This window comes from Thalassospira sp. ABL2_045, assembly GCF_056161285.1.
In genome coordinates this window covers 127,628-139,318 of sequence record NZ_JBSWYV010000003.1, presented here as the reverse complement: position 1 = coordinate 139,318, position 11,691 = coordinate 127,628, and the positions used below count along the sequence as shown (strand labels likewise).

10 protein-coding genes are annotated in these 11,691 nt (G+C 55.0%); 5 read left to right on the top strand and 5 right to left on the bottom strand.

The window, feature by feature from the left end:
* Positions 1-3 precede the first annotated feature (3 nt).
* The 4 genes from plsY to ACXAIA_RS06625 form a co-directional block, all read right to left on the bottom strand.
* Positions 4-651, bottom strand: a complete 648-nt coding sequence (plsY, locus tag ACXAIA_RS06640; protein ID WP_475348645.1) for a glycerol-3-phosphate 1-O-acyltransferase PlsY — start codon at positions 649-651, stop codon at positions 4-6.
* A 1-nt stretch (position 652) separates the two neighbouring features.
* Entirely contained in the window at positions 653-1,975 is a 1,323-nt protein-coding gene (locus ACXAIA_RS06635) for a dihydroorotase (RefSeq protein WP_475348644.1), read from the bottom strand.
* Positions 1,972-2,931: an aspartate carbamoyltransferase catalytic subunit gene (locus tag ACXAIA_RS06630; protein ID WP_297021309.1), complete on the bottom strand. Its 960-nt coding sequence runs from the start codon at positions 2,929-2,931 to the stop codon at positions 1,972-1,974. The genes ACXAIA_RS06635 and ACXAIA_RS06630 overlap by 4 nt, the downstream gene beginning before the upstream one ends.
* A gap of 145 nt (positions 2,932-3,076) precedes the next feature.
* Complete coding sequence (locus ACXAIA_RS06625) at positions 3,077-4,000, bottom strand: AEC family transporter (RefSeq protein ID WP_475348643.1); 924 nt, start codon at positions 3,998-4,000, stop codon at positions 3,077-3,079.
* Between the two features lie 250 nt (positions 4,001-4,250).
* Here ACXAIA_RS06625 and ACXAIA_RS06620 point away from each other — a divergent pair, with 250 nt between their 5' ends.
* Positions 4,251-5,066, top strand: a complete 816-nt coding sequence (locus ACXAIA_RS06620; RefSeq protein ID WP_475348642.1) for a VOC family protein — start codon at positions 4,251-4,253, stop codon at positions 5,064-5,066.
* A gap of 58 nt (positions 5,067-5,124) precedes the next feature.
* On the opposite strand, the gene ruvX is transcribed toward ACXAIA_RS06620, so the two are convergent.
* Entirely contained in the window at positions 5,125-5,649 is a 525-nt protein-coding gene (ruvX, locus tag ACXAIA_RS06615) for a Holliday junction resolvase RuvX (RefSeq protein ID WP_475348641.1), read from the bottom strand.
* Positions 5,650-6,096: 447 nt separating this feature from the next.
* On the opposite strand from ruvX, the gene ACXAIA_RS06610 reads away from it, so the two are divergent.
* The 4 genes from ACXAIA_RS06610 (at position 6,097) to ACXAIA_RS06595 (ending at position 11,411) form a co-directional block, all read left to right on the top strand.
* Positions 6,097-7,200, top strand: a complete 1,104-nt coding sequence (locus ACXAIA_RS06610; RefSeq protein WP_475348640.1) for an ABC transporter ATP-binding protein — start codon at positions 6,097-6,099, stop codon at positions 7,198-7,200.
* A gap of 89 nt (positions 7,201-7,289) precedes the next feature.
* Positions 7,290-8,408 carry an extracellular solute-binding protein gene (locus ACXAIA_RS06605; protein WP_475348639.1) on the top strand — a complete coding sequence of 373 codons (1,119 nt, stop codon included), beginning with the start codon at positions 7,290-7,292 and terminating at the stop codon, positions 8,406-8,408.
* A gap of 188 nt (positions 8,409-8,596) precedes the next feature.
* Positions 8,597-10,186 (top strand): ABC transporter permease, encoded by a 1,590-nt coding sequence (locus ACXAIA_RS06600; protein WP_475348638.1) that lies wholly within the window; start codon positions 8,597-8,599, stop codon positions 10,184-10,186.
* Positions 10,187-10,190: 4 nt separating this feature from the next.
* A complete protein-coding gene (locus ACXAIA_RS06595) occupies positions 10,191-11,411 on the top strand; it encodes an ABC transporter permease (RefSeq protein ID WP_475348637.1) in 1,221 nt (406 codons plus the stop codon).
* Positions 11,412-11,691: the final 280 nt, after the last annotated feature.

Below are 11,691 nucleotides of genomic sequence, written 5' to 3'. Positions count from 1 at the left end.
CGGTTACGCCGTGGTTTCTTCGTCAGCCTGCTTTTTCTTCTGGCCGATCTTGGGTTCTTCACCGCGCAGCAATCGACCGATATTCGCGTGATGGGCAAGCCAGACGATCACGGCAAGAAACACCCCAAGCCACCCGGCACCCGGGTCATTGGCAATAAAGAACGCCGCCAGCGGAGCTGCGATCATCGCAATCAATGCTGAAAGGGATGAAATGCGGAAAAGCATCGCCATGATCAGCCATGTCAGGGCCGCACAAAGCCCCATGATCCAGTTAACAGCTGCCAGCGTGCCAAGGGTTGTCGCGACCCCTTTGCCACCTTTAAACCGAAGCCAGATCGGGAACATGTGACCAAACACCGCGGCACCACCGGCAAAGATGCCTTGTTCGGCACCATAAAGGTGGGTGAACAGCAAGGCGGCAAAGGCCCCTTTGCCCGCATCCCCGATCAGGGTCAGAAAGGCCAGCCCCTTGCGCCCGGTGCGCAGAACGTTTGTCGCACCGATGTTACCGGAGCCGATCTGTCGGATATCACCGAGGCCGGCCATGCGGGTCAAAACCAGTCCGAACGGGATCGAGCCCAACAGATAACCACACACGGTGGCGACCTGCAGCGACATCAACATTGCCTTGTAGGTGGCATCAAGTTCCATTTCAGGCACCTTCCGAGAAGACTTCACGACCATCAATCAGGGTGCGCAATACACGTCCCTGCGTCAAACGGCCATCAAATGGGGAGTTTTTGGATTTCGACTGGAACTGATAGGGATCGATTTTCCACGGGCGATCCGGATCAAAGATCACAAGATCGGCAGCCGTTCCTTCGCCAAGCGTTCCAGCGCCCTTGATGCGCACCAGCTCTGCAGGCGTCCGGGTCAGTTTGGTGATCACATCAAGAAGCGACATGTGATCGTTGTGATAAAGCTCCAGCGCCATCGGAAGCAGCGTTTCAAACCCGACAGCACCCGCTGCGGCCTGCGCAAAGGGCAGGCGCTTGGAATCTGCATCCTGCGGGTTATGATCCGATGCAATCGCATCAATCGTTCCGTCGGCCAAGCCCGCAACAATTGCCTGACGATCATCTTCGGATCGAAGCGGCGGGGAAAGCTTGGCAAAGGTGCGGTAGTCCGAAACCGCATTTTCATTGAGTGCAAAATAGGGCGGTGCCGTATCGCAGGTGACTTTCAGGCCGCGTTTCTTTGCCTTGCGGATGACATCAACCGATTCCCCGGTTGAGATATGGGCAAAATGCAGACGCCCACCAGTCATTTCAACAAGGCGCATGTCACGTTCGATCTGAATGACTTCGGCGAGTGGTGAAACGCCTGAAAGGCCAAGTCGGGTCGCCAGTTCGCCACTATTCATGGCGGCACCCTTGGAAAGCTCGGGCTCTTCGGGGTGCTGGACGATCATGCCGTCAAAGAAGGCGGAATAGGAAAGTGCCTGACGCAGCAGGCGCGCACTGGCAATGGTGTTGATGCCGTCACAGAACGCCACAGCACCTGCCTGATGCAAAAGGCCCATCTCGGTGATTTCCTGACCAGAAATCCCCTTTGACACCGCGCCATAGACAAACACCTTGGCCAAACCGACCTTGCGCGCACGCCGGGCGATGAACTCAACGCCCGCGACGTCATCAATCACCGGATCGGTGTTGGGCAGGGCGATGATGGTTGTGACACCACCAATTGCGGCCGACTTGCCTGCGGTCTCAATGGTTTCCTGATGCTCAAAACCCGGTTCACGCAGCTGCGCACGCATATCGACCAGGCCAGGCGCCAGGCAGGCACCACCAAGGTCAATAATCTCAAAGCCGTCGGGAACCGAGGCCTCGGTAATGTCCGGACCGCTTTTAAGGATGGTGTCATCTTCGATCAGAAGGCCGCCGGTTTCATCGGTCTGTTTGACCGGATCAAGCAGGCGGGCATTGATGAAGGCCTTTTTGCCAGCACCCTTGGCGCGAATTGCGGGGCTCATGCCTGACCTCCCATCTTTCTGTGGTTCTGCACGAGCAATTCAAGCGCTGCCATGCGCACCGCAACCCCCATTTCGACCTGTTCACGAATGACAGAACGTTCCACGTCATCTGCGACTTCACTGTCGATTTCGACCCCGCGGTTCATCGGACCGGGATGCATGATGAGCGCGTCGGGCTTGGCATTGGCCAGTTTGGCGCGATCAAGGCCATGGAAATGGAAATATTCGCGCACAGACGGAATGAAGCTTCCTTCCATGCGTTCCAGCTGCAGGCGCAGCATCATGACGATGTCGCAGTCCTTCAGGCCTTCTTCCATGTCGTGGAAGATTTCGACACCCATCCGATCGATCTTTGACGGGATCAGGGTCGGTGGCGCGACCAGGCGCACGCGTGATCCCATGGTGTTCAAAAGCAGGATGTTGGATCGTGCCACCCGCGAATGGGCAATATCACCACAAATCGCAACATTAAGGCGGTGCAGACGTCCCTTGTGGCGGCGGATGGTCAGCGCATCGAGAAGCGCCTGGGTCGGGTGCTCGTGGCGACCGTCACCGGCGTTCAGGACTGCGCAGTTGACCTTCTCACTCAGCAGTTTGACCGCGCCGCTGTCACCATGGCGGACAACAAGGGCATCCGGGTTCATGGCGTTTAGCGTCATGGCCGTATCAATCAGGGTTTCACCCTTTTTGACCGAACTTGTGCCGACTGTCATGTTGATGACATCTGCACCAAGGCGTTTGGCGGCAAGTTCGAACGATGTCAGCGTCCGGGTCGAGTTTTCATAAAACAGATTAACAACTGTCGCGCCGGCCAGAATATTGCTGGTCTTGTCAGCGGAGCGGTTTTTTTCCGCATAGTGCTGGGCGCGGTCCAGAATAAGGGTGATTTCCCCGGGGGTCAGGCCCTCGATCCCGAGGAGGTGTGGGTGCGGATAATGATCCGCCGCTGGTCCCATGACGCTCATGGCGTTGCACATTTCCCTTGGATGGTCTTGCAAGAATTTCGCGCGGAGCATAACGAATTGCCCCAGTCACGAAAAGGTAAATATTCCCGCCAATTGGTTGTGTTTTCCTGACCAATTGGTCAGATCACCGTGGCGATCAAACAACCTGAACCAGAATGGCGATCACCGGCATGGTGGCGATGGCGGAAAGGGTATGCACGGTAATGATGCTGGCCATCATTTGCGCGTCGCCGCCCATCAGGCGGGCTAGAACATACGCGCTGGCCGAACAGGGAAGGGCGGCATAAAGCACGACAGCCGCAAGCTCGGTCGCGGGCAGCCCAAGCGCCTGGCAGAGGCACGCGGCAATTGCCGGGCTTAGCGCCAGCTTGCCGATGGTCGAAATACCAACCGGAAAACCCGCACGGCGCGCTGCACCAAGATCAAGACCCGCACCAACCGCCAGCAAGCCGACGGGCAGGGCCGCGCGACCAAGAACTTCGAGGAACGGACCCACAATGGGCGGTAATCCGATATCGAGCACATTAAATACGCTGCCCAATACGCAGGCCATCAAAAGCGGATTTTTAGCAACATCACGGAGCAAGGATAAAACGCCCGGCTTGCGGTCATTGTCGCCCAAATGTGCGCAGGCCAGAACCGATATGACATTCACCGTCGGGACAACCAGCGCCACGCAAAGTGCCGTGACGGTCAGGCCATGGGTTCCAAGCAAGGCGGCCGCAACGGCAAGCCCGATATAGGTGTTGGGTCGAATGGCGCCTTGAACCAGGGACGAGAAAGTCGGCGCAGATACGTTAAGCAGGGGGCGGACTGCCCGGATCAGGACCGTGCAAATGGCAATCGTGCCGAGCATCGCCGTCGCAATTCCGATCAGCGGCAGGCTGCCGAGGTCGGCCTTTGCCGTGTTGGAAAATAAAAGGGCGGGAAAGGTGATGAAATAGGTCAGCTTTTCCGCACCTGGCCAGAAGCTGTCTGGCAGGAATTTCCGTTCACGCAACACATAGCCCAGAACGATCAGGGCAAAGGTTGGCAGCAAGGCGGACAGGATGGTGATCATCAACGGACTTTCAGCACCATGTGCGGAGAAAAGGTCAATACCACCCCAGTGTTACCACCAATGTGGCCCCGGTGAAATACACTCGCGACCCGTCATCAGTTCAGGTGACTAAAATTCATTTGAGCGCCAGTTGTTCTTTGCCCGTGCTTTTTTGATGTGATAGTCAGCACAGCCAACAGGTTTTGGCGTCTATACACTGCTTGCACTCAAAAGTCGTCCAGGTCGCTGAATATTCAAGGAAAGGGACGCCATGACACGCGCGATTGATCACATTGTCTTATGTGTGAATGATCTTGATGCCGCTATCGCCGCTTATTCAAAGCTTGGCTTCACAGTGACTCCGCGTGCAGTTCATCCCTTCGGGACCGGTAATGCGCTGGTGCAGCTGGACGGGATATATATCGAACTTCTTTCCGTCGTTGATCCAGCCAAGATTGCCGAGACCGACCTTGCCCAGCCGTTCTCCTTTCCGATCTATAACCGCGATTATCTGCGCCAACGTGAAGGTATGTCGATGCTTGCCCTGCAGTCCGACGATGCCGAGCAGGACCGCGAAAGGTTCATAGCCGCAGGGGCGGCTGTCCCGCCGGTGTTTCATTTCGAAAGGGATGCAAAGACACCGGACGGGGACACGGTTGGCGTGGCGTTCTCGCTTGCCTATGCGAACCACCCGTTGCTGCGCCATGCCGTAACGTTTGTCTGCCAGCATCGTCATCCGGTCCAGAATTTCTATTTCCCGGCCTATCAGACCCACGAAAACGGGGCGCTCAGAATCGGTAAGGTCGTGATTGATCATTGGGCAGCGGACGCCGTGCGCGATTTTTATGCCGAGATCGGAGTAGACGGGATCGTCGATGCCTTGCACGGGGATGAGTTGGTCGAGCGCTATGGTATTGAAGATCCGGCTTTCCCGACCGATGGATTTGCCGGGTTTGAGTTGATTGTGGATGATCTTGCCAAGATCTCTGACGCGGCCATTGCCATGGGCGCGATCGAGCAGGGGGACACCCTTATTCTTCCGCCATCACGATTCTTTGGCGTGATGATGGTGATACGGACCGAATAAAAAAGCTGCCTGAATAAACAGGCAGCTTTGAACTGTTTTGCCAAGACATCTGGCCGGATTAGTCTTCGTCAGCCTCGATATCGTCTTCATCGGGTTCGGCGTTTTCGCCGGGATCCGTATGGCGGTTCAGATGGTCCAGCGCCCCTTGCAGAATATAGGCAGCAGCCGTCTTGTCGACGACCTCAGCGCGACGTTTGCGGGTCATGTCGACTTCGTCGATCAGGATGCGCTCGACGGCGTTGGTCGACAGGCGCTCGTCCCACATCAGAACCGGCAGGTCGATATACTTTTCCATTTCATCGACAAACGCATAGACGCGATGGCAGGCCTTGCCGATCGTACCGTCAAGCTCGCGCGGGAAGCCGATAATGATGCCGCCGACATTCTGCTTGTCGATGATCGAAGAAAGCTGCGCGATGTCTCGCGTGAACTTCTTGCGCGAGATCAGTTCATAAGGTGAAGCAATCTGAAGCCCGACATCCGACAGGGCAACGCCAATTGTCTTGGTACCAAGGTCAAGGCCCAAAACACGTGCTGCCGGTGGCAAGAACCGCAGCATTTCCTGAGTATCATTACAAATCATGGCGACCTTATAGGTGTGTTTGGCGGGAATTTCCAGTGCAAAGCAAGTCTATCGTTTTCCGATTTATGGAAGAAAACATGCTCATTTGCGCACATAAGCGAATTTTATACTAAACACCGCAAAGAATAGCGGATTTCCTAGCGGAAAAATCTTTATGAATTATGGGGGGTTGAAGTGCCATAGCAGGTTTGTTTTAATGTCGCACTGCAGAAATTAATCGAAATCGAAATAAGCAGGGCGAAGCACACTGACCGCATACATGCAGGTCATCTTGAGAGAGACAAAACAGGCAGACGCAGCGCACCTGTTACATGGTAGTGTCGCAATGCTTCTATCCATGGGGTTCAGGAACCGTCATTCTGGATTGGTTCCAGTGGATTTCCGCATAGAATAATCACCAAGAGCGAAAACGCTGAACAAACAATGACATATCAGGGGGTATAGGGTTTGGCCGACGGTGCATCGAATGAAGCGTTCGTTGAGTTTGAACGTGTACAGAAAAGCTATGACGGCGAGTCACTCGTCGTTAAAGATCTCAACCTAACCATGCCGAAGGGCGAGTTCCTGACGATGCTTGGTCCGTCAGGGTCGGGCAAGACAACTTGCCTTATGATGCTTGCCGGTTTTGAAACTGCGACTCACGGCGATATTCGTCTGGGTGGCGTTTCGATCAACGATATCCCGCCGCATAAACGTGGTATCGGCATGGTCTTCCAGAACTACGCACTCTTCCCGCACATGACGATCGCCGAAAACCTGGCTTTCCCGCTTGAAGTCCGCAAAATGGGCAAGGCGGAACAGGAAGAAAAGGTCAAGCGCGCACTCGACATGGTCGAAATGGGCAGCTTTGGTGGCCGTCGTCCGGCACAGCTTTCCGGTGGTCAGCAGCAGCGTGTCGCTTTGGCGCGTGCGCTGGTGTTTGAGCCGGAACTGGTTCTGATGGATGAACCGCTTGGCGCACTCGACAAGCAGCTTCGCGAGAAGATGCAGTTTGAAATTACGCACCTTGCCCATGAGCTTGGCATTACCACTGTTTACGTGACCCATGACCAGACCGAGGCACTGACCATGTCAGACCGCGTCGCTGTGTTTGATGATGGTCGTATTCAGCAGCTTGCACCGCCAGATAAACTGTACGAAGCACCCGAGAACAGCTTTGTTGCGCAGTTTATCGGTGAGAACAATACGCTCGAAGGCATCGTCAAGGAAATCAAGGGCAACACCTGTGTTGTTCAGCTTGATGGTGGCGAAGTCATCGATGCCGTTCCGGTCAATGTGAGCGAAGTTGGCGAACGCACGCGTGTTTCGATCCGTCCTGAACGTGTCGAATATAACCGTGATCGTCTGCATGAAGATGCTCATACGCTCAAGGCCGAGGTGCTCGAATTCATCTATATGGGTGATATATTCCGTACACGTTTGCGTGTGGCTGGAAATGATGAGTTCATCATCAAAACCAGGAACGCGCCCGATCAGGTTCGCCTGACGCCGGGGACAGAGATTGAAATCGGCTGGCTTGCAGAGGATTGCCGCGCGCTCGACGCGTCGTAATTAATCTTTGAGTCAGGCAGATACAGGACCTGCACGCCCGGGTGCTGGTCCTCAACGAATAGTCCGGGAAACAATCAGGGAGTCTATTAATGCAACTCATTAAAACCCTCACTGCTTCAACAGCTCTGCTCGTTGTCGCAACTGGTGCGGCATATGCCGATGACCACATGGCATCGGACATGACCCTCGTCAGCTGGGGCGGTGCATACCAGAACAGCCAGATCAAGGCTTATGCTGAGCCTTACATGGAGAACAACCCGGGTGTTTCGATCACTTGGGATGAAAGCTCCGCTGAAGCTGTTGCAAAACTGCGTGCGATGAACGAAGCAAACAACGTAACCTGGGATCTGGTTGACGTTGTTGCTGCTGACGCAATGCGCCTTTGCGATGAAGGCCTTGCAATGGAGATCGATCCGGACGAAGTTCTTGCAGCAGCGCCGGACGGCACCTCTGCAGAAGATGACTTCGGTGATCTCCTCGTAAGCGATTGCTTCATTCCGCAGATCGTTTACTCGACCACTTTCGGTTATCGTAACGATATGGTTCCGGACGGAACCCCGGCACCGACCGACATCTGTGCCCTGTTCGACACCGAAACCTATCCGGGCATGCGTTCGCTTGAGAAACGCCCGATCAACAACATGGAATGGGCTCTGCTCTGTGACGGTGTTGCCAAGGACGAAGTGTACAGCGTTCTTGAAACCGAAGAAGGCCAGCAGCAGGCTCTCGACAAACTGGCAACCATCAAAGACAGCGTCATCTGGTGGAGTGCTGGTGCAGATACCCCGCAGCTTCTGGCTGACGGCGAAGTCTTTATGGGCTCGACCTATAACGGTCGTCTGTTCTCCGCAATCGTTGAACAGGATCAGCCGATCTCCATGCTTTGGGACGCACAGGTCTTCGACCTTGACGGATGGATCATTCCGGCAGGTCTTCCGGAAGATCGCCTGAATCGCGTTCTGGACTTCGTGAAGTTCGCAACCGACACCCAGCGTCTTGCTGACCAGGCTAAATACATCTCGTATGGCCCGGCTCGTTTCTCCTCGGCACCGCTTGTTGGTAAGCATGCAGACCTCGGTATCGACATGGCTCCGCACATGCCGACCGATCCGGACAACGCCAAGAACACGTTCCTCTACAACTACGAGTTCTGGGCTGACTACCGTGACGACATCGATGCCAAGTTCCAGGCTTGGCTCGCTCAATAAGAGCTAAGGGAAGGGGGCCGTGCGCGGCCCCCTTTACCGACTAAGATCGCTATAAATAAATTGCCAGTCGATAAAACAGACCGAAAACACCGGGGCAGGCTTACGGGGGCGTAATGGGTGATACATCACAAGAAGTAGTGTTAGCTGCTGATGGCAGACCACTAAAACAAAGTCTACGAAGAGCATTGATGCGCCAAAAGATGCGCGCGCTCATGCTGGTTGCACCGCTTTTGATTTTTGTGGTGGTGACCTTTATCGTACCGATCCTCTCGATGCTTTTCCGGTCGGTTGAGAACGATATCGTGCCCAATACGATTCCGGGCACCGTTGTTGCACTGTCCGAATGGGACGGTTCCACCGGTCAACCGCCGCACGAAGACGTTTATCGCAATCTTTACATCGATTTGTTCAAAGCCGGGGAAGCAAAGCAGCATACGCGCCTTGGTACGCGCCTGAACTACGAACAAACCGGCGTATCATCGCTGTTCCGGACCACCGGTCGTTCGCTTGATGATATGGGCGAACTCTGGCAGGACCCGCTTGAAGACATTGATCCCGCCTTTGAAGAAGGTTCCTTCTGGTTCGAGATGATGTCTGGAACCGGTGGCCAAGGATTCCTTGATCAGCGCCGCGAAATGCTGGCGCTTATGTCTGACGAAGACATGAGCGGTGATGTTGGCTTCGTGCCGTCCGCAGACATTGTCGAAATGCTGCCATGGACCGCAAAAGCCTATACTGATTTCGCGATTTGGGCCGCCATTATGGACGAGGACACGGTTTCTGAAGAAGATCCGTGGGAGTCCGTTTATGGCGCTCTTGGCATGGATTTGACTAGTCCGGAGACCGTGTCGGCAATCAATAGCTATGGCGGGCCGGGTGCAAGCGCCCTGCAGGCCGCGGCTGCCAATATTGATCAGCTGCCGCAATTTGGTTTCCGTCAAGCCTTTGTCGAAGAAGACGAAGATTGGGGTTCTGCCGAAGTCTGGTCCATGATCAAGCTCTATTCTCCGAGCCTGACACCGGGTTACTTCCTGAACTCGGTGGATATGACCCTGACGCCGGACGGAATTGAGTCAAAGCCTGACAACCAGCAGATCTACACGACGCTGTTTACGCGTACGCTGATCATGGCGCTGATCATTACCGCCAGCTGCATTGTGCTTGGTTATCCGGTGGCATGGCTTCTGGCCAACCTGCCGATGCGTACAGCAAGCATCCTGATGATCCTGGTTCTCCTGCCGTTCTGGACGTCGCTTCTGGTGCGTACATCGGCCTGGAAGGTGCTATTGCAGCAGCAAGGGGTGATCAACGAAATCCTTGTCTGGCTTGGATTTGTCAATGATGCGGATCGTCTGATCCTGATGAACAATGCAACAGGTACGGTCATTGCGATGACCCACATCCTGCTGCCCTTCATGATATTGCCGCTCTATTCTGTGATGAAAACCATTCCGCCAAGCTATCAGCGCGCGGCCAAGTCACTTGGTGCGACGAACTGGACTGCCTTCTGGCGCGTCTATTTCCCTCAGTCGGTGCCGGGCATTGGTGCCGGTTCGATCCTCGTGTTCATTCTTGCGATCGGTTACTACATCACGCCGGAAATTGTTGGTGGTACGGATGGTGTCTTCATCTCCAACCGAATTGCCTATCACATTTCCAGCTCGCTCAACTGGGGCCTTGCGGCCGCACTCGGGTCCATTCTTCTCGTCGTCGTTCTTGGCCTGTACTGGTGCTACGACAAGATTGTGGGCATCGATAACGTGAAGTTGGGGGGCTAAGGCCATGAATGAAGTAATCTCTTATACGAAACGGCCTGAATTGATGTCCTTCACCATGCCGCTTGTGGCTGTGTTGGGCGCGATGTTCGGCTTCGTGACCGGCAACATCTTTGGCAGCCCATGGACCGGGTTTATCATTGGTGCTGCAGTCGGGGCGGTACTGGCCTTTGTCTTCTCGAAAATCATCAAGGTCAAAAGCAAACAGAAAACGCTCGCAACTGGCGTGGTTTTCGGTGCTGCTGGCTTGATTTTCGGTGGTCTTGGTGGCCTGTTTGGCGGCTTCATCGTCGGGATTTCGATGGGCTGGTTTGCAAACTGGGTCGGCAGCGGTAAATACCGTGCCGGTGTTCCGATCTACTACACGCCGGGTCAGGTTCTTTGGCACAACACGTTCATGTTCATCTGTGCGTTTGTGTTCTTCTTCCTGATCGCACCGCTTCTGCCGGTGATCTGGCTCAGCTTCAATGCCGAGAACTTCTTTACCTTCACGCCGGAAATGCTGAGCTTCAAGGCAGAGGGTTATAGCCTAAAGCATTATCGCGATTTCCTCGGTACCGACGAATGGATGGTGCCGCTCAAGAACTCGTTGATTATTGCACCGATTGCGACGCTGATTTCGGTTTCGCTGGGTACGCTTGCGGCGATCGGTCTTAGCCAGTCGCACGTGCCGGGCCGTCAGGCGATGATGGCGGTTTTGATTTCACCGATGATCGTGCCGCTGATCATTTCAGCAACGGGTATGTTCTTCTTCTACGCGCCGCTGGGTAACTGGCTTGAACTCCAGCTGGGGCTCAACCAGGCCTTTGTCGGCTATGTGAAGGTGATCCTGGCTCACGCTGTTCTGGGTATTCCGTTCGTGATTATCACGGTGACGGCAACGCTTGTCGGATTTGACAAGTCGCTGACCCGTGCGGCAGCAAACATGGGTGCAAACCCGGTTACCACCTTCTTCAAGGTTCAGATGCCTCTGATCCTGCCGGGTGTGATTTCAGGCGGTCTGTTCGCCTTCATCACCTCGTTTGACGAAGTGGTTGTTGTGCTGTTCGTCGGTTCTGCCCGCCAGCAGACCCTGCCGTGGCAGATGTATACCGGCCTGCGTGAGCAGATTTCCCCGACCATTCTGGCAGCCGCGACCATCCTTGTGTCGGTCTCGATCCTGCTGCTGCTGACCGTGGAACTTCTGCGCCGTCGTTCCGAACGTCTGCGTGGTATGAGCCCGGGCTAAGCTGATAAGTCTCTCCGTCCCCTCATGCGGGGCAGGTCAAAACATGAAACAGGCCGGCAACGATTTCGTTGCCGGCCTGTTTGTTTCCATATGCCCCGTTCCGATCAGGGCAGCGATATTTTTGCGTATGGGCGTTTAATCGGCCAGACAGCCCGACAACAGCCGTTCCTGATCATTTCCAACCCTTGCGGCAGGGGCGGCGGGGTGCTAGTTTCCGCGCTGTAATTCACGTTCCGGCAGAGTTCTGTCTGCCGGGTTTTTGTCATTCCTTAAGAGAGAC